This is a genomic window from Achromobacter sp. Root565 (assembly GCF_001427425.1).
GTDB classification, from domain to species: Bacteria; Pseudomonadota; Gammaproteobacteria; order Burkholderiales; family Burkholderiaceae_B; genus Achromobacter; species Achromobacter spanius_D.
Map to the genome: position 1 here is coordinate 2110561 of NZ_LMGO01000001.1, position 24484 is coordinate 2135044.

The 24484-nt window shown below is 65.3% G+C and carries 24 protein-coding genes and 1 tRNA gene; 11 read left to right on the forward strand and 14 right to left on the reverse strand.

What is annotated here, in order from left to right:
* Window positions 1-21 precede the first annotated feature (21 nt).
* Window positions 22-1179, reverse strand: coding sequence for a DSD1 family PLP-dependent enzyme (locus ASD71_RS09445; protein ID WP_056562460.1), 1158 nt, complete (start codon window positions 1177-1179; stop codon window positions 22-24).
* A gap of 121 nt (window positions 1180-1300) precedes the next feature.
* Here ASD71_RS09445 and ASD71_RS09450 point away from each other — a divergent pair, with 121 nt between their 5' ends.
* Window positions 1301-2215, forward strand: a complete 915-nt coding sequence (locus ASD71_RS09450; protein WP_056562463.1) for a LysR family transcriptional regulator — start codon at window positions 1301-1303, stop codon at window positions 2213-2215.
* 39 nt (window positions 2216-2254) lie between these two features.
* Here ASD71_RS09450 and ASD71_RS09455 read toward each other — a convergent pair whose 3' ends face one another.
* A complete protein-coding gene (locus ASD71_RS09455; RefSeq protein WP_056562466.1) occupies window positions 2255-2653 on the reverse strand; it encodes a RidA family protein in 399 nt (132 codons plus the stop codon).
* A gap of 161 nt (window positions 2654-2814) precedes the next feature.
* On the opposite strand from ASD71_RS09455, the gene ASD71_RS09460 reads away from it, so the two are divergent.
* Window positions 2815-3123, forward strand: a complete 309-nt coding sequence (locus tag ASD71_RS09460) for a hypothetical protein (protein WP_056566687.1) — start codon at window positions 2815-2817, stop codon at window positions 3121-3123.
* A gap of 35 nt (window positions 3124-3158) precedes the next feature.
* Here ASD71_RS09460 and ASD71_RS09465 read toward each other — a convergent pair whose 3' ends face one another.
* Together ASD71_RS09465 and ASD71_RS09470 are read right to left on the reverse strand one after the other, a co-directional pair.
* Complete coding sequence (locus ASD71_RS09465; RefSeq protein ID WP_056562469.1) at window positions 3159-3416, reverse strand: hypothetical protein; 258 nt, start codon at window positions 3414-3416, stop codon at window positions 3159-3161.
* Window positions 3417-3544: 128 nt separating this feature from the next.
* Window positions 3545-5194 (reverse strand): intermembrane transport protein PqiB, encoded by a 1650-nt coding sequence (locus ASD71_RS09470; RefSeq protein WP_056562472.1) that lies wholly within the window; start codon window positions 5192-5194, stop codon window positions 3545-3547.
* Between the two features lie 161 nt (window positions 5195-5355).
* Between ASD71_RS09470 and ASD71_RS09475 the strand changes: the two genes are divergently transcribed.
* Entirely contained in the window at window positions 5356-5841 is a 486-nt protein-coding gene (locus ASD71_RS09475; protein ID WP_056562474.1) for a GNAT family N-acetyltransferase, read from the forward strand.
* 15 nt (window positions 5842-5856) lie between these two features.
* On the opposite strand, the gene ASD71_RS09480 is transcribed toward ASD71_RS09475, so the two are convergent.
* The 3 genes from ASD71_RS09480 to aqpZ form a co-directional block, all read right to left on the reverse strand.
* Window positions 5857-6165, reverse strand: coding sequence for a DUF3892 domain-containing protein (locus ASD71_RS09480; protein WP_056562476.1), 309 nt, complete (start codon window positions 6163-6165; stop codon window positions 5857-5859).
* Between the two features lie 68 nt (window positions 6166-6233).
* The gene (kdsA, locus tag ASD71_RS09485; protein WP_056562479.1) at window positions 6234-7091 is read right to left on the reverse strand and encodes a 3-deoxy-8-phosphooctulonate synthase; all 858 of its coding nucleotides are present in this window, start codon (window positions 7089-7091) and stop codon (window positions 6234-6236) included.
* A gap of 135 nt (window positions 7092-7226) precedes the next feature.
* The gene (gene aqpZ, locus ASD71_RS09490; RefSeq protein ID WP_056562482.1) at window positions 7227-7940 is read right to left on the reverse strand and encodes an aquaporin Z; all 714 of its coding nucleotides are present in this window, start codon (window positions 7938-7940) and stop codon (window positions 7227-7229) included.
* 264 nt (window positions 7941-8204) lie between these two features.
* Here aqpZ and ASD71_RS09495 point away from each other — a divergent pair, with 264 nt between their 5' ends.
* The gene (locus ASD71_RS09495; RefSeq protein ID WP_056562486.1) at window positions 8205-8744 is read left to right on the forward strand and encodes a hypothetical protein; all 540 of its coding nucleotides are present in this window, start codon (window positions 8205-8207) and stop codon (window positions 8742-8744) included.
* Between the two features lie 26 nt (window positions 8745-8770).
* On the opposite strand, the gene ASD71_RS09500 is transcribed toward ASD71_RS09495, so the two are convergent.
* Complete coding sequence (locus tag ASD71_RS09500; protein ID WP_235512074.1) at window positions 8771-10072, reverse strand: diguanylate phosphodiesterase; 1302 nt, start codon at window positions 10070-10072, stop codon at window positions 8771-8773.
* 328 nt (window positions 10073-10400) lie between these two features.
* Window positions 10401-10487: transfer RNA gene (locus ASD71_RS09505), tRNA-Leu, on the reverse strand.
* 47 nt (window positions 10488-10534) lie between these two features.
* On the opposite strand from ASD71_RS09505, the gene dapC reads away from it, so the two are divergent.
* The 5 genes from dapC (at window position 10535) to ASD71_RS09530 (ending at window position 16648) form a co-directional block, all read left to right on the forward strand.
* Entirely contained in the window at window positions 10535-11731 is a 1197-nt protein-coding gene (dapC, locus tag ASD71_RS09510) for a succinyldiaminopimelate transaminase (RefSeq protein WP_056562493.1), read from the forward strand.
* A gap of 24 nt (window positions 11732-11755) precedes the next feature.
* A complete protein-coding gene (gene dapD / locus ASD71_RS09515) occupies window positions 11756-12577 on the forward strand; it encodes a 2,3,4,5-tetrahydropyridine-2,6-dicarboxylate N-succinyltransferase (RefSeq protein ID WP_056562496.1) in 822 nt (273 codons plus the stop codon).
* Window positions 12577-13716 (forward strand): succinyl-diaminopimelate desuccinylase, encoded by a 1140-nt coding sequence (gene dapE, locus ASD71_RS09520; protein WP_056562498.1) that lies wholly within the window; start codon window positions 12577-12579, stop codon window positions 13714-13716. Before dapD ends, dapE begins: the two co-directional genes overlap by 1 nt.
* Window positions 13717-13811: 95 nt before the next feature.
* Entirely contained in the window at window positions 13812-14717 is a 906-nt protein-coding gene (prmB, locus tag ASD71_RS09525; RefSeq protein ID WP_056562501.1) for a 50S ribosomal protein L3 N(5)-glutamine methyltransferase, read from the forward strand.
* Window positions 14714-16648, forward strand: coding sequence for an ABC-F family ATP-binding cassette domain-containing protein (locus ASD71_RS09530; protein WP_156395108.1), 1935 nt, complete (start codon window positions 14714-14716; stop codon window positions 16646-16648). The genes prmB and ASD71_RS09530 overlap by 4 nt, the downstream gene beginning before the upstream one ends.
* A 94-nt stretch (window positions 16649-16742) precedes the next feature.
* Here ASD71_RS09530 and ASD71_RS09535 read toward each other — a convergent pair whose 3' ends face one another.
* From ASD71_RS09535 to ASD71_RS09545, 3 genes are read right to left on the reverse strand one after another with little or no spacing between them, the layout of a single operon-like run.
* Complete coding sequence (locus ASD71_RS09535) at window positions 16743-17048, reverse strand: chorismate mutase (protein ID WP_056562507.1); 306 nt, start codon at window positions 17046-17048, stop codon at window positions 16743-16745.
* A 6-nt stretch (window positions 17049-17054) separates the two neighbouring features.
* The gene (locus ASD71_RS09540) at window positions 17055-19349 is read right to left on the reverse strand and encodes a UvrD-helicase domain-containing protein (protein ID WP_056562510.1); all 2295 of its coding nucleotides are present in this window, start codon (window positions 19347-19349) and stop codon (window positions 17055-17057) included.
* The gene (locus ASD71_RS09545) at window positions 19346-20482 is read right to left on the reverse strand and encodes a fatty acid desaturase (RefSeq protein ID WP_369818963.1); all 1137 of its coding nucleotides are present in this window, start codon (window positions 20480-20482) and stop codon (window positions 19346-19348) included. Before ASD71_RS09545 ends, ASD71_RS09540 begins: the two co-directional genes overlap by 4 nt.
* Here ASD71_RS09545 and ASD71_RS28615 point away from each other — a divergent pair.
* Window positions 20402-20578, forward strand: coding sequence for a hypothetical protein (locus tag ASD71_RS28615; protein WP_369818969.1), 177 nt, complete (start codon window positions 20402-20404; stop codon window positions 20576-20578). The two genes, ASD71_RS09545 and ASD71_RS28615, sit on opposite strands and share 81 nt — an antisense overlap.
* A 433-nt stretch (window positions 20579-21011) precedes the next feature.
* The gene (locus ASD71_RS09550) at window positions 21012-21299 is read left to right on the forward strand and encodes a hypothetical protein (protein WP_235512076.1); all 288 of its coding nucleotides are present in this window, start codon (window positions 21012-21014) and stop codon (window positions 21297-21299) included.
* Here ASD71_RS09550 and ASD71_RS28530 read toward each other — a convergent pair.
* Window positions 21283-22698: an RsmB/NOP family class I SAM-dependent RNA methyltransferase gene (locus ASD71_RS28530; RefSeq protein ID WP_056566690.1), complete on the reverse strand. Its 1416-nt coding sequence runs from the start codon at window positions 22696-22698 to the stop codon at window positions 21283-21285. The genes ASD71_RS09550 and ASD71_RS28530 overlap by 17 nt on opposite strands.
* Window positions 22699-23788: 1090 nt before the next feature.
* Complete coding sequence (gene purN / locus ASD71_RS09560) at window positions 23789-24454, reverse strand: phosphoribosylglycinamide formyltransferase (protein ID WP_056566693.1); 666 nt, start codon at window positions 24452-24454, stop codon at window positions 23789-23791.
* Between the last annotated feature and the right edge of the window lie 30 nt (window positions 24455-24484).

Sequence of the window (24484 nt, forward strand, 5' to 3'; positions counted from 1 at the left end):
GATTCCTTGTTGAGGTGCGGCCTACCAGCCACGGAAGCGTTCCCAACGTGCAACGACGCCCGGCTCGCCGGGACGCACGACCTCGTAGGCATCGTGCTGCGCGCAGGTCGCGCAAGCGTGATTCGGGACGATGCGCAACTTGGCGCCGATGGGCAGGTCGGGCAGGACCGCGTTGCTGCCGGGGCGCACCTTGATGATGCCCTGCTCCTGGTTGGTTTCGGCCAGCAGCACGTCCGGGTAGACCTTGCCCTGCGCATCGCACACCAGGCCGTATAGCTGGTCTACCGGCTGCTTTGCCGTGCCGCGGTCCCGCGACATGGCCATCCATCCCGCGTCGACCAGAATCCAGCCCTTCTCGGGCTGATGGCCGATGACGGTGGTGAGCACCGTGGCGGCGATGTCGTCCACGCTGCACACGCCCAGCCCGGCCATGACCAGATCAAAAAAGACATACACCCCGGCGCGGACTTCCGTCACGCCATCCAGCTTGCGCGCAAAGTGCGCGGTGGGCGTTGAACCGACGCTGACCACCGGGCACGGCAGGCCTGCGCCGCGAATCGCTTCTGCGCAACTGACGGCGGCCCAGCGCTCCTGTTCGGCCATGTCTGCAATCGCCTCGACGCTGCGGCACCCATAGGATTCGCCCGCGTGCGTCATGACGCCGCGCAGGCAGGCGCCGTCTTCGTGCAGCACGCGTGCGATCGCCAGCAGTCGATCCGTGTCCTTGGGCTGCACGCCGGCGCGGTGGCCATCGCAATCGATCTCGATGAGCGCCGGAATGGGGTCGCCAGCGGCCTTCGCACGCGCCGACACCGCACGCGCGGCTTCCAGGCTGTCGACCACCACTGTCAGGTCCACGCCGCTCTGACGCAAGGCCAGCACGCGGTCGAGTTTCGACGGCGACACGCCGACTGCATACAGCAGATCCGTGACGCCTGCGGCGGCAAACTGTTCGGCCTCCTGCAGGGTCGAAACGGCGGCCGGTCCTTGCGGCGTTGCCATGAGACGACGGGCTACCTCGATGGATTTGGGGGTTTTCAGATGGGGACGCAACCGGACGCCGTGACCGGCCATCAAGCCGTTCAGCCGTTCGATATTGCCCGTCATGCGCGTTTCGTCGAGCAGCAGGCAGGGCGTTTCCAGGGCATCCAGCGTGGACGCGGCGGTTTGCAGGGTCATGGCAATCTCTTCGGCGAGGGAGCGCGGGCACGACGGACCCGCGGGAATCAGCGTGCAGTATGGCGCGGATGCCGCTTACCGGGTTTAATAGCAACTTAATATCCCATTAAGCCTTGACTGAATGATCGCGACCGATGATCTGCGTTTTTTTCTAAGCCTGTCCTCTGCCGGCTCGCTTGCGCAGGCGGCCCGCGCGCTGGATGTGACGCCGCCTGCGGTGACGCAGCGTCTGAATGCGCTGGAGAAGCGGCTGGGCGTCAGATTGGTCAACCGGTCGGCCCGCGGCATTGCGCTGACCGAAGAAGGCCATCTCCTGACCAAGCGCGCCGCACAGATCTGCAATGACCTGACCGAGCTGGCGGACGAGCTGGCGGGCCGGCGCGGCGTCGTGGCGGGGCATCTTCGTGTGGTGGCGCCGCTGGGATTCGGCCAGCGCTACATCGCCGGATTGGTGGCGGATTTCCGATCGCGCAGTGAAGACGTGACGGCCAGCCTGACGTTGTCGGACGGCCCTCCCCGCCTGGCGTCGGACAACTGGGACGTGATGGTCCACATCGGTGAGCTGCGCGATTCAACGCTGGTTGCCTACCCGCTGGCGCCCAACCGCCGCATTCTGTGCGCGTCGCGCGATTACCTGGCGCGCCGCGGTGCGCCCGCGACGCCGGAAGACCTGCGCAACCACGACTGCATCGCCTTACGCGAGAACGACGAGGACGTGACGCTGTGGCGGTTCCGGCGTCTCCGCGGCACGGCTGTCGGCGTGCGCATCGCGCCCGTCATGTCCTGCAATGCGGGCGCGACAGCGCTGGACTGGGCGCGTGCTGGACACGGCATCATTGCGCGATCGGAATGGGACGTGGCCGAGCACGTGCGCACGGGCGAGCTCGTGCCGCTGCTGTCGGGCTGGAACTTGCCCGACGCGAATGTGGTGGCGCTGGTGAAATCGCGGCAGGAACTGTCCGCGCGCACGGCGGGATTTCTGGCGTCCCTGCGCGCCGCCTTCGCCGTGCCGCCGTGGCGCGAGGCGCCGGCATGACGGGCCCGCAGGCATCGCGCCCGCCGGCCTGCAATCTACTCAATCCAGCATCGCTTCCGCTTCAATCTCGATCAGCCATTCCGGCAGCGACAGCCCGCTGACGATGATCCATGAAGACGGCGGCGGATCCACCTTGAAGCGGTCCCGCAGCGCCTGCGCCACGACTTCCTGTTCGGTACTTACCGAGTCGCAGATGTAGATGCGAAGCATGATGACCTGCGACAGATTGCCGCCGCCCGCCGCCAGTACCCGTTCGATATTGTCCAGCGCGGCCTCGGTCTGCACCTGCAGCCCCGGGCCGACTGTCTTTTCGTTGGCGTCCACGCCAACCTGGCCGGACAGCAGCATGCGGCGCTGGCCGGTCACGATGACCGCCTGGCTGAAACCGTACTGCACAGAGTTGAATACCGTATCGGGATTGACGACGATTCGGGACATGAACTTCTCCTGTGCAAGCCGGCGCTGAGGGGCCGGCCATTCTAGCAACACGAGCGGCACGCGCCAGAAAACGGGCGCTGCGCAGGATCGACCAAACGCGGTATGGATGGGCGGCACGGCGTTTGCTACGCTGGTTCATCTGTTCAGCCAGGGTGATGGCCATGAGCGACAAGATCCGAGTCCTGTGCATTCAGCCCGCCTCCACGTCCGCGCGTTTCGCGTTTTTGCTGATCGCCTTGAAGTGGTCGCTGGGCGCCACGCCCCGGCCGTCGCGGCTGCAGATAGGGCCCCATGATCTGGCGCCCGAAGGTTCGGAAGCCGCGTTCTGGCAGTTTGCGCTGCGCCACGCCTTTTCCAGCCAATCCATTCTTGTGACGCGCGGCGACCATTGGGATGTGTCGGCGTCGGTGGACGGCGACGAGGTCCGCGCGTTTGGCCGGACCTTCGCGCTGAGGCAATGCCTGTTTTGATCCGCAGCGTGATTGGGTCCGCAATGTGACGCGCCTCAGGCGTCGGCGGGGGCCTTGCGGTGAAAGGCAGCTAATTCCTCGGCGGTCCAGCGCTGACGCGCCTCATCCTGACAGCAGGTGCGGTACACCAGGGCGCCCACGTCCAGGAAGCGCTTCACATCGGTTTCCGTGAGCTTTCCCTGCACCTGCATGAGACAGTCCGCAAGGGTGGAGAGTACGCCATCCCACCCGTCGAACCTGCCCGGCGACACTGGCAATGTGATCATGCGAGCCATCATTTCACTATGGTCCATGCTGAATCTCCGCTAAGACTCGGCGCCGCTCGGTCCGCATAGGCGAGGCGCCCCTGGATTCCTGCAGCAAGTGGCGTTCCTGATGGGAACCGGTGTCTGACACCTGCGTAGCCGCACGGAAGGGTCGCTCATCGGGCGGGCGCTCGCCCTGTCACCGGATCCGGCGCGCGGCCCCGCAGCAACGATCCCGGATGGGTTTGCAGGTAGTCGGCCAGTTCCCGCAAGGAACGCGCCGTGCGCGCCAGTTCTTGCAGCAGCGCGCTCGTGTTGACGGGCAAACCGGAATCGGGGCTGAGCAGCCCACCGACGGCGGCCAGTGACCGGCTTGCCTGACGCAACGTCGCGGTCGCCTCGGGCGCAAGCTGCGTGTCCAGGCGCTTTATCAGCTTGGACGTGCCCTGCAGCAGGTTGTTGAGTTCGCTGCCCAGGCCTTCAAAGGGGATCCTGTCGAGCTTGGTCAGGATGCTGTTCAGTTGAAGCTGCAACTGGTCCAGATTGTTCGGCACCGTGGGGATGAAAGGCGCTTCTTCCATCTTGAACGTCACGGGCTCGGCGTCGGGAAACACCGCCATGGCGACATACAACTGGCCCGTCAGCAAATTGCCGATGCGCAACTGCGCCCGCAATCCCTGGTCGATCATGGCGGCCATCAGCTTGCCGCTGGGATGCGTGTCGGTCGAGCCGGAAAACTCCTTGATTTCCTCGAACGTCTTCGCGCCCAGCCGCTCGGGATAGAGGGTGGCGTCCACCAGCGCATAGAACTGCTGCGTGGTGCGATCCAGTTCCAGTCCGATGGCATCCACCTGCCCGACCGACGCGCCGAACGCGTCGATCGGCGCGCCGACGGACAGTCCTCGCACCGACTGATCGAACCGCATGCGGATGCGCAGCGGCGCGCCGTCCGGCTGCGCGCGCGCCGCGGTTTCGGAAGGGAAGATGACGAACGCGGCGTCCGGCTTGGCCGCAGTGTGCAGCCGGGTCTCGACGGAGTCGAAAGCGACGCCGCCAACGATCACCGAGACCAGCGACGGAGACCGCACTTGCAGCCCGCCCGCGTCCACCGAGAAATCCACCCCGCTGGCGTTCCAGAAACGCGTGCCTTCGTTGACGAAGGCGTCGTTGGGGGCATCGACGAACACCTGGATGTCGACGCCCTTGCCGGCGGCATCCAGGCGATAGCTCACCACCTGTCCCACCGCGATGCGCTTGTAATAGACGGGCGACCCGATGTCCAGCGAACCGAGGTCGTGGCCCTTTAGGGTGAAGCGCTTGCCCGGCCTGTCCTGCGTCACCTCGGGCGGGACCTCCAGGCCGGCGAAAGCGAATTTGGTCGCCTTGTCAGGATCGCTGCCGCCCTTCAGGCCGGCGGGATCCAGCCCGATGTAGGCGCCGGACAGCAACGTGCTCAGACCGGAAACGCCGCTGAGTGTCAGGCGGGGCCGCACCACCCAGAACACGGTGCCTTCTTGCAGGAGCCCTGCCGCGTCCTTGTTCAGCCGCACCGTCGCGATCACGCCGGTCCGGTCCGCGTTGAGCGCCACGCGTTGGACCGTGCCGACGTTCACTTCCTTGTAGCGGACCTGTGTCTTGCCGGCCTCCAGCCCTTCGGCCGTCTGGAAGCTGATCGTGGCCTCGGGCCCGGCGTCCATCCACACCTTCAACACAAGCAGCAGGCCACCCAGCGCCGCGACGATCGGCACCAGCCAGATCCAGGAAAACCGCCGGCCACGGCCAGCAGGCGGCGGCTTGTGGGCCGCGGCAGTCGAAGTCTCGGGCATTGAGGGCATCCTTCGTGAGCACGCGTCCGGACTCTGGGTGCAATCCCGATCAAGCGTCGCGCCGGGCGGTCCGCCGCGCAACAAGGGTATTCCCGACGTCGCCACCTGCCCCCTGCGCCAATAGCGAGTAGGATAGCCATCCCAATAAACAGGAAAGCTCCGTGAACATCGAAATCCGTCCCGCCGCGCCGTCGGACGCGGCCCAGATCCATGCCTTCATCACCGAACTAGCCGTCTATGAGCGCGCTGCCCATGAGGTGATCGCCAGCGCCGCCGACGTCGAGCGCACCTTGTTCGCCGAAGGCGCCCCCGCCCGTGCATTGATGTGCCTGCTGGACGGCAAGGCCATCGGCTACGCCGTCTATTTCTACAGCTATTCCACTTGGCTCGGAAAGAACGGCATTTACCTGGAAGACCTATACGTCACACCCGAGCACCGTGGCATCGGCGCCGGCCGCGACCTGCTGCGCCATCTGGCGCGCGAGGCCGTGGCCAACGGCTGCGGACGGCTGGAATGGAGCGTGCTGGACTGGAACCAGCCCGCCATCGACTTCTATCAATCCATCGGCGCCCTGCCCCAGGACGAATGGGTGCGCTATCGGATGGCGGGCGACGCATTGGTCAACTTCGCCGAGGGCCGCCGCTAGGGCAGCCCGGGCCTGTCAGAACTCCGGCAGGTCGAACAGCGTGTGCAAGGTCGAACTGGGTACCGGCACGGATGCGAGGTGTTCTCGCCCGCCGGCATCCACCAGCACGCGCACCGCGCGCGATGCGACGGTCAGGCCATCGACGCTGATCGCGGTTTCGACGTCGGCGCCGTCCTTGATGAGTTCGATCACTTCGGAGGCTGCGGCCGTCGTGGGCTCCGAGATCCACCCGGGGACGCCGCGCACGGCCTGCCCCCAGCGCACGTAGGCGATATGGCCGCTCCCGGCCTCTTTGCGCACGGCGACGATCACATACAAAGACATCCAGGCCTCCCTAAAGTGTGGCCTGGATCGTATAACAGCTTGGCGGCCGTGTGATGACCGCGCGCGCGTCAGGGTTCGATGTCGATCGGCGCAAAGGACTTCACCAGGTCGTCCAGCTGCTTGAGCTGCGTCAGGAAGGGTTCAAGCTTGTCCAGCGGCAGGGCGCTGGGGCCGTCGCATTTCGCGTTCTTGGGATCGGGGTGGGCTTCCAGAAAGAGGCCCGCCAGCCCGACCGCCATGCCGGCGCGTGCCAGGTCCGCCACCTGTTCACGACGGCCACCGGATGCCGCGTCCAGCGACGAACGCTGCTGCAGCGCGTGGGTCACGTCGAAGATCAGCGGGCGGTTGCCGGACACCTTTTTCATGACGCCGAAGCCCAGCATGTCGACGACCAGGTTGTCGTAGCCAAAGCTTGTGCCGCGATCGCAGAGAATCAGCTTGTCGTTGCCGGCTTCGGTGAACTTCTCGACGATGTTCAGCATCTGCGCGGGGCTGAGAAACTGCGGCTTCTTGATGTTGACCACCCGCTGCGTCTTGGCCAGTGCGACCACCAGATCGGTCTGGCGCGCCAAAAAGGCCGGCAGTTGCAGGATGTCTGCGACTTCGGCCACCGGCGCCGCCTGCCAGGGCTCGTGCACGTCGGTAATGACCGGAACGCCGAACTCCTTTTTCACGGCTTCGAAGATCTTCATGCCTTCTTCGAGGCCCGGTCCGCGATACGAGTGGATCGACGAGCGGTTGGCTTTGTCGAACGAGGCCTTGAACACGTAGGGGATGCCCAGCTTGGCGGTGACGCGCTGGTATTCCTCGCAGGCGCGCAGCGCCAGATCCTTGGATTCCAGCACATTGATGCCGCCGAACAGCACGAAGGGCCGGTCGTTCGCGCAGGCGATCGAGGGGGAAATTACGACTTCTGGGGCGGTCATGATGGGCGATCCTGTAAAGGTGAAGCAGGTGATAGTGCGTAATGTACAACCTGCCTCGTTGCCCCTCGCCCGGACCGCCCCCGTTTTCCAGCTGGCGGCGCCAAATTTGATCCGCGACGCCGCGCTTCGGGCTTGTCAGGCGCGCTCGATCGCCGGGTCGCTGACCAACCGGTAGGCCACCGCCCCGATGATCGCGCCAACGATCGGCGCCACCCAGAACAGCCACAACTGTTCCAGCGCCCAGCCGCCCACGAACAGCGCCGGTCCGGTCGATCGCGCCGGGTTCACCGACGTGTTGGTGACCGGAATGCTGATGAGGTGGATGAGGGTCAGCGCAAAGCCGATGGGGATGGCCGCAAACCCGGCCGGCGCCCGCCTGCTGGTGGCGCCGAGAATCACGAAGATGAACCCGGCCGTCAGCACCACTTCGGTCACCAGCGCTGACAGCAGCGTGTATTTGCCCGGGGAATAGGCGCCATAGCCATTGGCGGCAAAGTGGCTAGCCTTCAGGTCGAAACCCAGTTTGCCGTTTGCAATGCACGCGAGAACCGCCGCAGCCGCGATGGCGCCCAGGACCTGGACGATGACGTACGGCACGATTTCGCGGGCGGGGAATCGGCCGCCAGCCACCAGCCCCACCGTGACGGCCGGGTTGAAGTGCCCGCCGGATATGTGGCCAACGGCAAAGACCATCGTCAGGACAGTCAGGCCGAATGCCAGCGCAACGCCCGCGAATCCGATGCCCAATTGGGGAAATCCGGCGGCCAGCACCGCCGCGCCGCAACCGCCCAGCACCAGCCAGAAAGTGCCGAAAAACTCCGCGCCACAACGCTTGGGTAGTGAGTACATGTCCAATCCTTAAAAACGAAAGCCCTAAGGTATCGGCAAGCGCACGAGGCAATATTCAAGAATCGACAATCTTGACGATTCTTGAATGCCCGGCGTGCCGGGCGCACAGGTGCTGGACAAAATAGCCGGAGCGCCGGCCGCGTGAAATCGTGCGGATGGGCGATGGCGCCGCCGTGTTCGGGCGCGATCAAGGGACGAATTTCGTTGGCGAAAACAAACGGCGAGTGCTAATTTCAGCGGCACGCCTTCGCCGGAGGAACATCCGTGAAACTACTGCTCGCCTTTGTTCCCTTCATCACCTTTGCGCTACTGGAGCACCGAGTCGGCACCCACGCCGCGCTCGTGGCGGCCACGGCCGTTTCTGCCCTTCTGGTAATCCGGGACCGGTTCATCCTTCATGCTTCGCCCAAGACACTGGAAGTGGGATCGCTGGTCCTCTTTGGGGCGCTGGCCTTCGCGACGCGCTTCGCGGAATTCAGCCCGTCGCTCTTGAGCGTTCGGCTGCTGGTGGACGCGGGCCTGCTGGCCATCGTGCTGGGTTCGATCTTTGCCGGCCGGCCTTTCACGCTTCAGTACGCGATAGAACGCGTGACCCCCGAAGTGGCCGCCCGTCCCGCGTTCCGGCGCACTGCGGAACGGATCGCGTGGGCGTGGGCTGGCGCTTTCATGGTCATCGTGCTGGCGGATCTGGCGATGATGTACGTGCCGGCTTTCACGCCCACCGTCGGCACGGTGGTCATCCTGGCGGCGCTGGCAGCGGCGGCCTGGTTTACCGCGTGGTTGCCGAAGGCGGCAAGGCGGTAAATTCGCGCGGTGACTGCCGTGGCGGATCAGTCCCGCCGGACGCGCTCCGGCCACCGCACGGCAGGCACCCCATTGAGCGCTGGTCTGGCAAACAGATAGCCTTGGAACCGTTCGAATCCGGCGGCTTGCAGCCAGCACCATTCCTCGACCCGCTCCACGCCTTCGGCGACGGGCGTGATGCCCATGGCGCTGCACGCGCGGGCAATGGCGCAGACGATCGCCTGGCGGGGTCCATCCAGATGAATGTTCTGAATGATTTGACGGTCAATCTTGAGCTTGTCCGGCTGAAATTCGGCCAGCAGCGACAAGCCCGCAAACCCCGCGCCGAAATCGTCGATCGCGACGCCAATGCCTGCCCGGCGCAGGCGCTCGATCGCGTCCCTGAAGGCATGCGGCCGTTCGATGGCTTCCTGTTCGGTGATTTCAACGATTACGTTCTGCGGCAATAGCTCGCACGCAGCGACCTGATCCACTAGGCGGTCGACGGCGGACGAGTCCTCGATCAGCGACATGGGCAACAGATTGACCGACAGCTTCACGTCGGTCAGGCCCAGCCGTTGCGCCAGCGCGAATGCCGAGGCTTTGGACTCAAGGTCCACGCGGTAACGATCCGCGGGATCGAGGCTGGCGAACAACTGTTCCGGCGAGCCGCCGGATTGCCCGCGGATCAGGAATTCAAAGGAGGTTATCTCGCGCCGCAGGGGATCGACGATGGGTTGCAGCGCAAAAGGATACGGCCGCGCAGGCGCCGCGGGGTCTTCATGGGCCAAGGGGGCATTGCTGGTCTCAAACCGCCAGTTGACCGCGTCCTCGCCTTCGACGATATGGTCCGTGCCATGCGCATCGGCATACCAGCCAAGGATCTTCAGCACCCGGTCATCACTGCCCGCCCACCGCGCCGGCTTTTTCATCTTTGCGAGGATGCGCGCGGAAACCTGTTGCGGGTCGAGCGCTCGCAGGTCAAGCAGGGCCATCGCGTCCCCGCCAAACCGGCGGGCGGGACCATGATCCCGCATGAGAAGCACAACGTTCTTGTGGGTCTCGTCGCGCTGGATGGCATCGAATATCCGGCTGACCGCCGCATCAGGGCCTTCCAGCAGTTGCACGAAATGAACGCCGTCAAAGAGCAAAAGGCCGGTGACCTGCATCGCAGCGTTGCGTGCGCGGGCGGGCGTCAGGAGGTCGTCCAGCGCCTGAGCGTTCATCGGTTCGACAGCTCGGCTGCGGTATATCAGTGTCGAAAGCATGTCGTGCTCTTTGCAAACGGGTCTGAAGGGTAATGGCTCGCGGCCAGACAGTTCAACCAGGCAGGCGACCGCTGCGGGCAATCTGTGCGCATGCGCCGTAACTGCGGCTACGTTGATTGATCGGCCAGTGGGCGCCAAGCATGCGGCGCTGCAGATGAACCGTGTGGATGGTGCCACGGCTGATTGGCGCGAAATGGCGGCCGATGCCGTCTGGAGTCTGGAGACTTCAAGACCGCAGGCATGCGGCCTGAAAGGATCGCTCTGGCGGGTTCGGGCTGGATGATTCGGGAAAACCGGAGGTAAACCGGAAACCTTCCAAGAACCGAAGCCGTCGCGGCCTGATCGGTCCCAATCATTCCGAAAATGACAGGCTCAGGACCTAAATCATTGAAATCATGGGGGGGTTTGGTGGTGCGAAGGAGGGGACTCGAACCCCTACACCTGTTACGGCGTCAGGACCTAAACCTGGTGCGTCTACCAATTTCGCCACCTTCGCAATAGGCCAAGCCCGCTATTGTAGCTTGCTTGTTAAAATCTTGCGTCATGAATCCGCGCCTCGATGCCCTACACCCCTACCCGTTCGAAAAACTGCGGGCTTTGCAGGCCTCTGCCAGTTCGCAGCCGGACGGCATTGCGCCCATCAACCTGTCGATCGGCGAGCCCAAACACGCCGCGCCGGAGCGCGTGGCGCAAGCCATCCGCGATAGCATGGCCGGGCTGTCCGTCTACCCGTCCACGAAGGGCGATCCTGCGTTGCGCCGGGCGATTTCGGAGTGGCTGGCGCGCCGGTACAGCATTCCCGCGCCCGACGCCGACACGCAGGTGCTGCCGGCGCTGGGATCGCGCGAGGCGCTGTTTGCGTTCACCCAAACCGTGATCGATCCCTCGGCCGGCTCGGTGGTGATCTGCCCCAATCCGTTCTATCAGATCTACGAAGGCGCCACGCTGCTGGCGGGCGCGACGCCCTACTTCGTCAACGCCGATCCGGTGCGCAATTTTGGCAGCGACTGGAACCAGGTGCCGGACGACATCTGGAAGAAGACGCGCCTGGTGTTCGTGTGCTCGCCGGGCAATCCCGCCGGCAACGTCATGTCGCTGGAAGAATGGGAAACCCTGTTCAAGCTCTCCGACCGTCATGGCTTCGTGATCGCGTCGGACGAGTGTTATTCCGAGATCTACCTGGACGAAGGCGATCCCCCGCTGGGCGGTTTGCAGGCGGCGCGCCGTCTGGGCCGGGACGACTACCGCAATCTGGTGGCGTTCTCCAGCCTGTCCAAGCGGTCCAACGTGCCGGGCCTGCGGTCTGGCTTCGTGGCGGGCGACGCGGCGCTGGTCTCCCGGTTTCTGCTGTATCGCACGTATCATGGCAGTGCGATGAGCCCGATCGTGTCCGCGGCCAGCGTTGCCGCGTGGACGGACGAGTCGCACGTGAAGGAAAACCGGCGCCAGTACCGCGAGAAATTCGATGCGGTCGTGCCCATCCTGCAAAAAGTGCTGGATGTGTCACGGCCGCAAGCCTCGTTTTATCTGTGGGCGGCAACGCCCGGTTCGGATACCGCGTTCGTGCGCGACCTCTATGGCCGCACCGGTGTTACCGTGCTGCCGGGCAGTTTCCTGGCGCGCGAAGCGCATGGCTTCAATCCCGGCCAGGGACGCATCCGCATCGCCCTGGTGGCGCCTTTGGCCGACTGCGTGCAGGCGGCCGAACGCATCGCCCATTTTGTACATACCTCTGTTTGACCAACCTTTAAAAGCTGAGCCGATATGACTCTCGACCTGCAGACCACCATTGAACAAGCCTGGGAAAACCGGACCAACCTGTCGCCCACCGACGCCAGCGCGGAAGTGCGCGAAGCCGTTGAGCACACCATCGACGGGCTGGATCTGGGCCGCCTGCGCGTGGCCGAGAAGATCAATGACGACTGGGTCGTGCACCAGTGGATCAAGAAGGCCGTGCTGCTGTCGTTCCGTCTGAACGAGAACGCCATCATGGGCCAGGCGCCCCTGCAGTTCTACGACAAGGTGCCGCTCAAGTTTTCGGAGTTCGGCGACAACGCGTTCAAGCAAGGCGGCTACCGCGTGGTGCCGCCGGCCGTGGCCCGCCGCGGCTCGTTCATCGCCCGCAACGTCGTGCTGATGCCGTCGTACGTGAACATCGGCGCCTACGTCGATGAAGGCACCATGGTCGACACGTGGGCCACCGTCGGTTCGTGCGCCCAGATCGGCAAGAACGTCCACCTGTCGGGTGGCGTCGGCATCGGCGGCGTGCTCGAGCCCTTGCAGGCCAACCCCACCATCATCGAAGACAACTGCTTCATCGGCGCGCGCTCCGAAGTCGTGGAAGGCGTGGTGGTCGAAGAAAACTCGGTGCTGGCAATGGGCGTGTTCCTGTCGCAAAGCACCAAGATCTATGACCGCGCCACGGGCAAGGTCACCTACGGCCGCGTGCCCTCGGGTTCGGTCGTGGTCCCCGGTTCGCTGCCGTCGGCCGACGGCTCGCACAGCCTGGCCTGCGCCGTGATCGTCAAGCGTGTCGACGCGCAGACCCGCGCCAAGACCAGCATCAACGACCTGCTGAGGGCTTGATGAGCAATTCGGCCGTACTGGATCTGGTCAAGGACCTGATCGCGCGTCCCTCCGTGACGCCCGCGGACGAAGACTGCCAGGCGGCGCTTGCCGCCAGGCTCGAACGCATCGGCTTCACCTGCGAGACCATCGCGCAGGGCGGCGTGACCAATCTGTGGGCCCGGCGCGGCAGCGCCGCCCCGCTGACGGTCTTTGCCGGCCACACCGACGTGGTGCCCCCGGGTCCGCGCGAAAAGTGGCACAGCGATCCCTTCGTTCCCACCGAACGCGAAGGCTGGCTGTATGGCCGCGGCGCGGCCGACATGAAAAGCTCGATCGCCGCCTTCGTGGTGGCGGCCGAGGAATTCGTGGCGGCCCATCCGCAGCATGGCGGTTCGATCGCCCTTCTGATCACGTCCGATGAGGAAGGCCCGTCCATCGATGGCACCGCCATCGTCTGCGACGCGCTCAAGGCGCGCGGCGAGCAGCTGGATTACTGCATCGTCGGCGAGCCCACGTCGGGCGACGTGCTGGGCGACACCTGCAAGAACGGCCGCCGCGGCTCGTTGTCGGGCAAGCTCACGGTCAAGGGCATCCAGGGCCACGTGGCCTACCCGCATCTGGCGCGCAACCCCGTGCACCAGCTTGCGCCGGCGCTGGCCGACATCGTGAACATCGAGTGGGACAAGGGTAATGAGTACTTCCCGCCCACGACGTTCCAGGTGTCGAACCTGAACTCCGGTACGGGCGCCACGAATGTGGTGCCGGGCGAGGCAGTGGCGTTGTTCAACTTCCGCTTCTCGACCGCCAGCACGCCCGAAAGCCTGAAGCAGCGGGTTCATGCCGTGCTGGACAAGCACGGCCTGGAATATGACCTGGAGTGGGAACTGGGTGGCGAGCCCTTCCTGACCCCGCGCGGTTCGCTCACCGATGCTTTGGTGCAGGCGATCCACGCAGAGACGGGCGTGACCGCCGAGCTGTCGACCACGGGCGGCACGTCCGACGGCCGCTTCATCGCCAAGATCTGCCCGCAGGTCATCGAGTTCGGCCCCGGCAACGCCACGATCCACAAGGTCAATGAGCGCATCGAGGTCGCCTCGCTGGAACCGCTTAAAAACATCTATCGGCGCACGCTGGAAAACCTGCTGTTGCCCGCATGATGCACGCGCCGGCGGGACTCGCGTCCCGCCGCGCACACTTTCCAGCCCCCTTCCAGGGGGCGTTTTTCCGTTTTCCCCCTGGGGCGGTGAATTGAATGCCTGATACGAACGCAACCTCCCGCGAAGAACTGCAGACCGTGCGCGACCTGATCCGCTACGGCGTGTCGCGCCTGAATGGCGCCCAGGTGTCGCTGGGACACGGCAGCGACAATGCCTGGGACGAGGCGGTCTACCTGACCTTGCACGCGCTGCATCTGCCGCTGGATACGCTCGATCCCTTCCTGGACGCCCGCGTGGTGCGCGAAGAGCGCGAGCGCGTGCTCGACCTGCTGGACCGCCGCGTGACCGAACGCGTGCCCGCCGCCTACCTGACCAACGAAGCGTGGCTTCGCGGCCACCGGTTCTACGTCGACAAACGGGTCATCGTGCCGCGCTCGCCGATCGCCGAGCTGCTGGACCAGGGGCTGTCGCCGTGGGTGCAGGATGCGCTGGCGGTAGAGAACGTGCTGGACATGTGCACCGGATCAGGTTGCCTGGCGATCCTGTCGGCGCTGTCCTTCCCCTACGCGCACGTGGACGCGGTGGATGTGTCCGCCGACGCGCTGGAAGTCGCCCGCCGCAACGTCGACGACTACGGTCTTTCGGACCGCCTGGACCTGCACGCCAGCAATCTCTTCGACAACCTGCCCGCGCGTGAATACGACGTGATTGTCTGCAATCCGCCCTACGTGAACAGCGGTTCGATGCGCGTCCTGCCCCAGGAATACCTGCACGAACCGCAACTGGCCCTGGCCGGCGGCGACGACGGCATGGACCTCGTGCGCCGCATCCTGGACGCGGCGCCCCAATACCTGTCGGAGAACGGCGTCCTGGTGCTGGAGATCGGCCATGAGCGCGATTTCTTCGAGGCCGCCTTCCCGCAGCTTTCGCCCGTCTGGCTGGACACTGAAGAAGCTTCGGACCAGCTTCTGCTGCTTACCCGCGAGCAACTGAGCCTGTGATACGCGCCAATGGATTGACCCTGCGCCGCGGTACGAAAGTGCTGCTGGACGGCGCCGAATTCGTCGTAAACCCGGGTGAACGGGTCGGCATCGTGGGCAAGAACGGCGCGGGCAAGTCCTCGCTGTTCGCGCTGCTGACCGGCTCGCTGGACCTGGACGCCGGCACTTTGTCGTTGCCCGCTGGCTGGCGCATCGCCAGCGTCGAGCAGGAGCTTCACGCAGACGACCGCCCTGCCCGCGAGTTCGTCATCGACGGCGACACGCACCTTCGCGCGCTGCAGGCGCAGCGCGCGGCGCTGTCCGATGATCAAGGCACGCAGATCGCGGAAGTGGAAGCCGCATTGGTGGAAGCCGGCGCCTGGAGCGCCGCGTCGCGCGCCGAACAACTGCTGGCCGGCCTGGGCTTCAAGCCGGCCGAATGGACGCAGCCCGTCGAGAGCTTCTCAGGCGGCTGGCGCATGCGCCTGGCCCTGGCCCGTGCGCTGATGGCCCCGTCCGAATTGCTGCTGCTGGACGAGCCCACCAACCACTTGGACCTGGACGCCATGCTGTGGCTGGAGAAATGGCTGGTCGCCTATGAAGGCACCGTCATGCTGATCTCCCATGACACCGAATTCCTGGATGCGGTCGCACGGTCCATCCTGCACTTCGACCATGCGAAGCTGACGCGCTACCGCGGCGGCTATGGCGACTTCCTGACGCAGCGCGCAGAGCGCCTGCGCCAATCCAACATTGCCTACGAGCGCCAAACGCGCGAGACGGCCCGGCTGCAAGGCTTCATCGACCGCTTCAAGGCCAAGGCATCCAAGGCCAAACAGGCGCAGAGCCGCGTGAAGGCGCTGGCGCGCATGCAGGTGCTGGCGCCGCTGCAGGCCGAAGCGGGCATCGACATCCGCATTCCGTCGCCCGAACAGGTGCCCGATCCGCTGCTGACGCTGGAACACCTGTCGGCCGGCTACACGGACGCCGACGGCAACGCCGTGCCCATCCTGCGCGACGTGACCCTGATGGTGCGCGCCGGCAGCCGCGTGGGCGTATTGGGCGCCAACGGGGCTGGCAAGAGCACACTGATCAAGACCCTGGCCGAAGAGATCCCCGTGCAGGCTGGCGAACGCCGCGCTTCACGCGGCTTGGCCATCGGGTACTTCCACCAGCACCAGCTAGACATGCTCGATGTGGACAGCACGCCGATCGCGCACCTGGCCCGCCTGGCGCCGGAAGCGCGCGAGCAGGAGCTGCGCAATTACCTGGGCGGTTTCGGTTTTTCGGGCGATACGGTGACCAGCAAGGTCGGCCCGATGTCGGGCGGCGAAAAAGCGCGGCTCGCGCTGTCGCTCATCGTGTGGCAAAAGCCCAACCTGCTGCTGCTGGACGAACCCAGCAACCACTTGGACGTGGAAACGCGCGAGGCCCTGGCCACCGCGCTGGCGGACTTCGGCGGCAGCATGCTGCTGGTCTCCCACGACCGGCACCTCTTACGCACCACCGTGGACAGCTTCTGGATCGTGGCGGACGGCGCGGTGCGCGAGTTCGACGGCGATCTGGAGGACTACCGCGACTGGCTGGCCGCCCGCAATGCGGACGAGCGGGCCGAGGCGCGCGAGAACGCCGAGAACGGCGGCGACGCGGTCGTGGATCGCAAGGCCCAACGCCGTGCCGAGGCCGAACAGCGGCAACGCCTGTCCGCCCTGCGCAAGCCGCTGGAGTCCAGGCTGGCCAAGGTGGAAACCGAGATGGAAAAGCTGAAGGTGAAACTGGCGGCCCTGGACGCGGTGATCGCCGATCCGGACCTGTATTCCGACGCGCGCCGCGCCGAACGCCAGAAGGTCATGGCGGAACACGGCGAACACGGCAAGCGGATGGGGGAACTCGAAGAGCAGTGGCTTGAGCTGCAGGGCTCGCTGGAAGAGATAGACCAGAGCGAAGCCTGATCCAAATGAAATCGGCCCCAATTTGGGGCCGATTTCTTTGGGCTTGCTTGTACCCGCACGCTTGCCTGGGCAAGCCTGGGTCACGCGACTGCGGTTACGAGTACGGACGCTCGCGCAGGCGGGTGTGGTTGTCGATGACCGTGTCGATCACTTCGCGCAGGATGGTTTCAGCCAGATCCGGCGGCACGCCCGCTTCCAACGCCAGCCGGCGGATGCGCTCGACCTGCTGGGCCTCGCGCTTGGGATCGACCAGATCCATGCCGTGGTTGGTCTTTAGTTCGCCGATCATGTCGGTGCACCGGAATCGCACACCCAGCAGCAGCATGATCTGCTGATCGATCTCGTCGACTTCGGCGCGTAGGGACGCCAGCTCGGCTTTGGGGGAATCGTTGGTGGCCATATGTAGTCAACCCTGAACAATGTCGAGCTTGGCGATGCCCAGCGCCAACGTCTTGGCGCCTACGTCGCGGAAGTGGATTTCCGCCTGTGCGTCCTGACCCGCGCCGCTCAGACCGATGATGGTGCCGTCGCCGAAACGCGCATGACGGACGCCCTGACCCACACGATACTGCTTGTCGCCCACCGTGACGCCGGTGGCGACGCCGCGGGGTTGACGCGGCGCAATGGTGTTGGTCGGCTTGCGGCCGAAGGCGTCGCCCCGGTTGCCGCCGCCCCAGCCCGCGCCCGTGGCGCTGAGCGGCGCCAGTCCGGCTTTGGGCGTCAGCCACTTCAGGTGCTGTTCGGGAATTTCGTCCAGGAAGCGCGAACGCATGGCATAGCGCGTCTGGCCATGCAGCATCCGGCTTTGCGCCAGGCTGATGTACAGGCGCTGGCGCGCACGGGTGATCGCCACATACATCAGGCGGCGCTCTTCTTCCAGACCCGCCGGCTCGAGGATGCTGTTCTCGTGCGGGAACAGCCCTTCCTCCAGGCCGGTGATGAACACGGCGTCGAACTCCAGCCCCTTGGCGGCATGCACCGTCATGAGCTGGACGGCGTCCTGCCCTTGCTGGGCCTGGTTGTCGCCGGCTTCAAGCGCCGCATGCGACAGGAACGCGGCAACCGGCGTCAGGTTGTCGCCCGCAACCGGCGGCGCGTCCACCACGCCCGGCATGAGCGTGGACGACATGTCTTGGTCGGGCACCACGCCGGCGGGCATGCCGTCGTAGTTTTCCTCGGACGCGAACACCGCCGCAGCGGTGATCAGTTCGTTCAGGTTTTCCAGCCGCTCGGCGCCTTCGCGTTCGGCCTTGTAATGGGCGTTCAGGCCGCTGGTCTCGAGCATGTGCTCGACCATTTCAGGCAGAGGCAGCTCGCGCGTTTCTTCGATCAGGCGATGGATCAGTTGTGCAAACTGGGCCAGATTCGAGCCGCCCTTGCCACCGACCAGCGCCACCGCGCCATACAGGCTGGTGTCGTGCTGGCGCGCGGCGTCAGCCAGTTGCTCGAGCGTGCGTGCCCCGATGCCGCGCGTTGGAAAGTTGACCACCCGCATCCACGAGGTGTCGTCGTGCGGATTGGCCATCAGACGCAGGTAGGCAAGCGCGTGCTTGATTTCCTGGCGTTCGAAGAAGCGCAGGCCACCGTAAACCTTGTACGGAATGCCGGCGGAAAAGATGGCGTGCTCGATGACGCGCGACTGCGCGTTGCTGCGATACAGGACGGCGATTTCGCGGCGGTCGCTGCCTTCGTGGATGAGCGAACGGATTTCGTCCACGATCCATTGGGCTTCCATGCCGTCGGATGGCTGCTCGATGACGCGCACCGGCTCGCCTTCGCCCTGGTCCGTCCAGAGATTCTTGCCCAGGCGGCCCGAGTTGTGGCCGATGAGGGCGTTGGCCGAATCCAGGATGTGACCGAAGGAGCGGTAGTTCTGCTCCAGGCGGATGACGGTGCCGTGCGCGTAGTCGCGCTCGAAGTCGGCCATGTTGCCGACGTTGGCGCCGCGGAACGCATAGATGGACTGGTCGTCGTCGCCCACGGCAAAGATCGCCGCGCCACCGCCGGCCAACAGGCGCAGCCACTTGTACTGCAGGGTGTTGGTGTCCTGGAACTCGTCGACCAGGATATGCCGGAAGCGTCGTTGATAGTGTTCGCGCACGGGCGCGTTGCGAGACAGCAGTTCGTAGGCGCGCAGCAGCAGCTCGGCGAAGTCGACCACGCCTTCGCGCTGGCACTGGGCTTCGTAGAGCTGATAGATCTCGATCAGGCGGCGGCGATGGGCGTCGTAGGCTTCGACGTCAGGGGGGCGCAGGCCCTCTTCCTTGGCGCCGTTGATGAAGCGCTGCACATCGCGGGGCGGGTATTTTTCATCGTCGACGCCGTTGGCCTTCATGAGGCGCTTGATGGCCGCAAGCTGGTCCGTGACGTCGAGGATCTGAAAGCTCTGCGGCAGACCGGCGTCGCGGTGATGCGCGCGCAGCATGCGGTTGCACAGGCCGTGGAACGTGCCGATCCAGAGGCCGCGCGTATCAATCGGCAGGATCGCCGACATGCGCGCCAGCATTTCGCGGGCGGCCTTGTTGGTGAACGTGACCGCCAGCAGCCCAAAAGGCGAAGCCTGGCCGGTTTGAATCAGCCAGGCCATGCGGGTGGTGAGCACCCGGGTCTTACCGCTGCCCGCCCCGGCCAGGACCAGGGCGTGCTGCGGTTCTAACGTTACTGCGGCGCGTTGTTCAGGGTTTAGCTTCTCTAGCATCATGCCGCGTAGCGGCGCAGATGTTGAGCGAACTGCTCAAGCCCAGCGATGCCGCTTTGCTGGGCCCGCTGGCACCAGGCCTGCAGGTCGTGAAGAAGCTGTTCGCTGCTGGCGCTGGAGCTTTCCCAGATGCGGCCGAGTTCGCGGCGCATCTGCACCAGCGTCGACAGCGACTGGTTCTGGGCGATGGCCTTGTCCACGGCAGCCAGTTGCTCGGGCTGCAGGATTTCTTCGTTGCGATGGATGGCGCGGCGCACGCTATGCAGCTTGGTGTAGCCGCATTCGGCGTTGCCTTCCTGACGCGAGGCCTTGAGCTTGGCCAGTTCTTCGCGGGCGGCGCCCTTGATCACGTCCGCATAGCGGGCCATGACTTCGTAGCGGTGCGTGATCACGCCTTGCAGCGTGCGCAGGTCGATGCCCGTGCGGGAGTCGTCTAGCTTGAGCTTGGGCGCAACCTTCTTGATCTTGGCCAGGCCAAAGAACTTCAGGATGTTGATATAGCACCAGCCGATGTCGAACTCGTACCACTTGGCCGAAAACTTGGCCGACGTGCCGTGGGCGTGGTGGTTGTTGTGCAGCTCTTCGCCGCCAATCACGATGCCCCACGGGAACACGTTGGTGCTGGTGTCCGGGCTGTTGTAGTTGCGATAGCCCCAGAAGTGGCCGATGCCGTTGACGACGCCGGCGGCCCAGAAGGGAATCCAGGCCATCTGGACAGCCCAGACCGTGACGCCGGCGGCGCCGAACAGGGCGACGTCGATGGCGAGCATGGTCAGCACGCCCCAGAGGCTGTGCTTGCTGTACACGTTGCGTTCGAGCCAGTCGTCGGGCGTACCGTGGCCGAACTTGGCCATGGTTTCCTTGTTGTTCGATTCTTCGCGGTACAGCTCGGCGCCGCGGAACAGAACCTTCCAGATGCCGAACAGCATGGGCGAGTGCGGGTCACCTTCCTTTTCGCATTTGGCGTGATGCTTACGGTGAATAGCCACCCATTCCTTGGTGACCATGCCGGTCGTCATCCAGAGCCAGAAGCGGAAGAAGTGCATGACAGCCGGATGCAAATCCAGACCGCGGTGCGCTTGGCTGCGATGGAGAAAAACCGTGACCGCAACAATCGTGATGTGCGTCACGACCAAAGTGAAAACGACGATCTGCCACCAAGTCGCTTGGGTCAGGCCGCCGGCAATAAAGGAGAGGATGTAATCCATAAAGCTGTTATGAGCCTCGCATGAGAAGGTGGCTGAAAGTTTAGCGTACCTTAGCCGCCTGATGACAATCTAGTTTCAAAATAGTTATTGAGAGAAATCAATGACTAAGCGGCGGTTTTGAGCCAAAAAGCCGCGCCCGACGCGCTTTGGGCGCGCGCAGAGCCTTTACTTGTGCTGCTGCGGCGGCTTTGCCCAGAGGGGGACAGCATGAATTTCGCAGTCGCACCGGGTTTTGGCACCATTTGGCGTTTAAAGTTCCGGTAAGGCAAACCCGCGGTCTTGAAGGCGCCACGATACCGGGGCACACTGCACCCCGTTCCGCCCGCCAACTGTCTCATTTCTCCCACGAATGCCGCCCAACACAATGCGTCACCGTTTTCTAGCTGCCCTGACCGTACTCGGCATGGGGATCTCGGCCCCAACTTTTGCGCAAACCCTGAAGTCCGGGGACGTCGCCGTGCTGGCTTCCTACTATGAGATCCGTGGTTCGGATTGCCTGGCGCTACGGGCGCCGCGCGTGTCGATTACGCAGATGCCGACGCTAGGCAAGGCCAGCATCCTGCAGACGCGCGGGCAGTCCAATAATTCCGGGCGATGCGCGTACAAGGCGGTGCCCGTGGCGCAGGTGGTCTACCAGGCCGACCAGCCGGGTTCCGACACGCTGTCCTGGGAAGTGAAGTACCAGAACAAGACCATCGGAACCCGCCGCTACAGCGCGACGGTGGGGGTCACGCCGGGTCCTTGACCTCGGATTCCTTGACGTCAGAAGCTTTCACTTCGGCTTCCTCGACAACGGCCTCCTCAGCCATCACGGTCTGAGCGTCGGCTTGAGACTCGGCCTCTGCGCCATCGGCCGCGTCGACCCGGTCGTCCTCTTCTGCGAGGTCGGCTTCAGCAGCCTCAGCGGCATCCGTGCCGGCCCCCTTCTTCTTGCGCTCGAATACGGCGGCGAAGAAGCCATCGGTGCCGTGCAGGTCCGGACGCAACTGCACGTACGGGCCTTCCAGCTTCAGTGCCTCGCAGCGGGCACCCAGGATTTCGGCGGCGTCCACCCGTTCGAAATCGGGGTGGCTGGCCAAAAAGCGCTCTGCCTGGACTTCGTTTTCTTCGGCCAGCAGGCTGCACGTGGCGTAAACCAGTCGGCCGCCGGGTGCGACGCAGCGTGCGGCGCTGTTCAGGATGCGTTCCTGGAGCTGACCCAGTTCCGCCAACGCCTCGGGGTGCTGGCGCCATTTCAGGTCCGGATTGCGGCGCAGGGTGCCGATGCCGCTGCAGGGCGCGTCAACCAGCACGCGCTGCGCCTTACCAGCCAGACGCTTCACGCGGGCGTCGTTTTCATTGTCGATCACCACGGGCACCACGTTCGAGAGGCCGCTGCGCGCAAAACGGGGCTTGGCGCGCGCCAGGCGAGCCGCCGAGACGTCAAACGCGTACAGCCGGCCGGTCGAACGCATCAACGCGCCCAGAAGCAGCGTCTTGCCGCCCGCGCCCGCGCAGAAATCGATGATCATTTCGCCGCGGCGCGGGGCGACCAGAAGCGCGAGCAACTGGCTGCCTTCGTCCTGGACCTCGATGCTGCCGTTTTCGAATTGGGGCCACCGGTTGATGGCGGGCCGGCCTTCCATGCGAATGCCCCAGGGCGAATAGGGCATCGCCGTGGGCTCATAACGGCCCGCGCCTTGCTGCAGCTCCGCCAGCATGGCGTCGCGCTCGGCCTTGAGCGGGTTCACGCGCAGGTCCAGGCTGGCCTGGCGGTTCAGGGCCTCGACCAGTGTTTCCGGGCTTTCCATGGCGCTCAGGCGCTCGTCCAGCCAGTCAGGAATGCTGCCGCGCACGGCGCGGGGCAAGGTGGCGACATCGATACGCGTGACGCGTTGCAGCCACTCGGCCTCGGCGGCGTCCATGCCTTCCTGAAGGAACTCGGCGCCCAGGGTCGCGTTCAAGCCCAGGATGGCAAGACGGCGCGATGCGGGGCCAACGCCGCTTTCGCCGTACTGCCGGTAGCGGCGCAGGTGGCGCAGCACGTCATAAACGGCCTCGGCGACTTCGGAACGGTCGCGCGCGCCCAGATTCGGGTGATGGCGCAGCCAGTGCGAGAGCGCAGCGTCTGCCGGATAGGTCCACTGCAGGATTTCACCCAGCACGCGCTGCACCTGGTCGATGCGGATGGCCGCGTGCGACAGACGGGGACGATTGGACTGGGGCTTTTGCGGCGCGTGATCACGTTCGCCACGATATTCGCCGCGCTGGCCACCGAAGGACGAGCGGGAGTCCGGGCGTCCTTGCCCTTCGCTGCGATCCTGGCCGTACGAATTGCGTTCACCGCCTCGGCTTTCGCCGCGATCCTGCCCAAAGGAGCCGTGACCTTCGCGGCGGTCCTGGCTGTACGAACCGCGTTCACCGCCGCGGCCCTCGCCACGCTGGCCGCCGAACGACGAGCGGGAATCCGGGCGTCCCTGGCCTTCACGGCGATCCTGGCCGTACGAGCCGCGTTCGCCGCCACGGGCTTCGCCGCGATCTTGTCCATAGGAACCGCGACCCTCGCCGCGCTGGCCGCCGAACGACGAGCGGGAGTCCGGGCGTCCTTGGCCTTCGCGACGATCCTGTCCGTACGAACCGCGTTCGCCGCCTCGGGCACCGCCGCGATCTTGTCCTTGGGAACCGCGCCCCTCGCCGCGCTGGCCGCCAAACGACGAGCGGGAGTCCGGGCGCCCCTGCCCTTCGCGACGTTCCTGGCCGTACGAAGCGCGTTCGCCGCCACGGGCACCACCGCGGTCTTGTCCATAGGAACCGCGACCCTCGCCGCGCTGGCCGCCAGACGGCGAGCGGGAATCCGAGCGTCCCTGCCCTTCGCGGCGATCCTGGCCGTAAGAAGCGCGTTCGCCGCCACGGCTTTCGCCGCGATCCTGGCCAAAGGAGCCGCGGCCTTCGCCACGCTGACCCCCGAACGACGGGCGGGAGTCGGGGCGGCCTCGGCTTTCGCCGCGCTCTTGGCCGTAGCCGCCGCGATCGCCCGCACGTTCGTCGCGCGCGCGGTCGCCGGATTCCGCCCGGTCACGCGGCGCCGGTTTGCGGGCGTCGCCCTTGGGACGCGAGAAGAAAGACCGGCCGTCGCGGCCTTCCGAGCCGCCGCCGAAGGAGCCGGCCGGACGGGAACGCGGGGATTGGGGTTTAGTCATGGTGTATTCCAATGGGGCGGAGGCGTTCCGCCCGAAAAATGCTTTTCAGGGCCGTTCAAGCGGCCGGCGACCAGGAGAAAAGGCGCACAGGGTCGCCCTGGACGGCCACGCGGTGATCGTTTGTCAGGGTAACCCGGCCTTCGGCGAGCCAGCGAACGGCAGCCGGAAAGGCCTGATGTTCGACGGCCAGCACGCGCTCGGCCAGCAACTCCGGGGTGTCCCCCGCCAGGACCGGCACGCAGCCCTGGGCGATGATGGGACCGTGGTCCAGTACCGGGGTGACGAAATGCACCGTGCAGCCATGCACGCGCACACCGGTTGCCAGCGCCTGCGCATGCGTGTGCAGGCCGGGAAATGCGGGCAGCAGCGACGGATGGATGTTGACCAGGCGGCCGGCGTAATGGTTGACGAAGCCGGGCGTCAGCACGCGCATGAATCCGGCCAAGATGACGTAGTCGGGCGCATAGCGGTCGATTTCGGCAGCCAGCGCGGTATCGAAGGCTTCGCGGCTGGCGTAGTCCTTGTGATACAGGGCGGCGGTGGGGATGCCCTGGGCGGCAGCCCACTCTAGCCCGCCGGCATCAGGACGGCTGGCGATGACGGCGGCGATTTCCGCCGGCCAGCGTTCGTCGCGGCAGGCCTCGGCCAGCGCCTGCATGTTGCTGCCCCGCCCCGAGATCAGGATGACGAGGCGGCGCTTGATAGAAGAAGTTTCCGGCAAGATGAACAATTCCAAGGGGAAACGGACGGT

Bases quoted from the DNA above. Each gene is read 5' to 3' on its own strand.
- dapC (WP_056562493.1), top strand. From the start codon at position 10,535: ATGAATCCGCGCCTCGATGCCCTACACCCCTACCCGTTCGAAAAACTG.
- ASD71_RS28615 (WP_369818969.1), top strand. From the start codon at position 20,402: ATGCAAATCCAGACCGCGGTGCGCTTGGCTGCGATGGAGAAAAACCGT.
- dapE (WP_056562498.1), top strand. From the start codon at position 12,577: ATGAGCAATTCGGCCGTACTGGATCTGGTCAAGGACCTGATCGCGCGT.
- ASD71_RS09470 (WP_056562472.1), bottom strand. From the start codon at position 5,194: ATGCCCGAGACTTCGACTGCCGCGGCCCACAAGCCGCCGCCTGCTGGC.
- aqpZ (WP_056562482.1), bottom strand. From the start codon at position 7,940: ATGTACTCACTACCCAAGCGTTGTGGCGCGGAGTTTTTCGGCACTTTC.
- ASD71_RS09460 (WP_056566687.1), top strand. From the start codon at position 2,815: ATGAGCGACAAGATCCGAGTCCTGTGCATTCAGCCCGCCTCCACGTCC.
- ASD71_RS09450 (WP_056562463.1), top strand. From the start codon at position 1,301: ATGATCGCGACCGATGATCTGCGTTTTTTTCTAAGCCTGTCCTCTGCC.
- ASD71_RS09540 (WP_056562510.1), bottom strand. From the start codon at position 19,349: ATGATGCTAGAGAAGCTAAACCCTGAACAACGCGCCGCAGTAACGTTA.
- ASD71_RS09535 (WP_056562507.1), bottom strand. From the start codon at position 17,048: ATGGCCACCAACGATTCCCCCAAAGCCGAGCTGGCGTCCCTACGCGCC.
- prmB (WP_056562501.1), top strand. From the start codon at position 13,812: ATGCCTGATACGAACGCAACCTCCCGCGAAGAACTGCAGACCGTGCGC.
- ASD71_RS09480 (WP_056562476.1), bottom strand. From the start codon at position 6,165: ATGTCTTTGTATGTGATCGTCGCCGTGCGCAAAGAGGCCGGGAGCGGC.
- dapD (WP_056562496.1), top strand. From the start codon at position 11,756: ATGACTCTCGACCTGCAGACCACCATTGAACAAGCCTGGGAAAACCGG.
- ASD71_RS09445 (WP_056562460.1), bottom strand. From the start codon at position 1,179: ATGACCCTGCAAACCGCCGCGTCCACGCTGGATGCCCTGGAAACGCCC.
- ASD71_RS09465 (WP_056562469.1), bottom strand. From the start codon at position 3,416: ATGGACCATAGTGAAATGATGGCTCGCATGATCACATTGCCAGTGTCG.
- ASD71_RS09455 (WP_056562466.1), bottom strand. From the start codon at position 2,653: ATGTCCCGAATCGTCGTCAATCCCGATACGGTATTCAACTCTGTGCAG.
- kdsA (WP_056562479.1), bottom strand. From the start codon at position 7,091: ATGACCGCCCCAGAAGTCGTAATTTCCCCCTCGATCGCCTGCGCGAAC.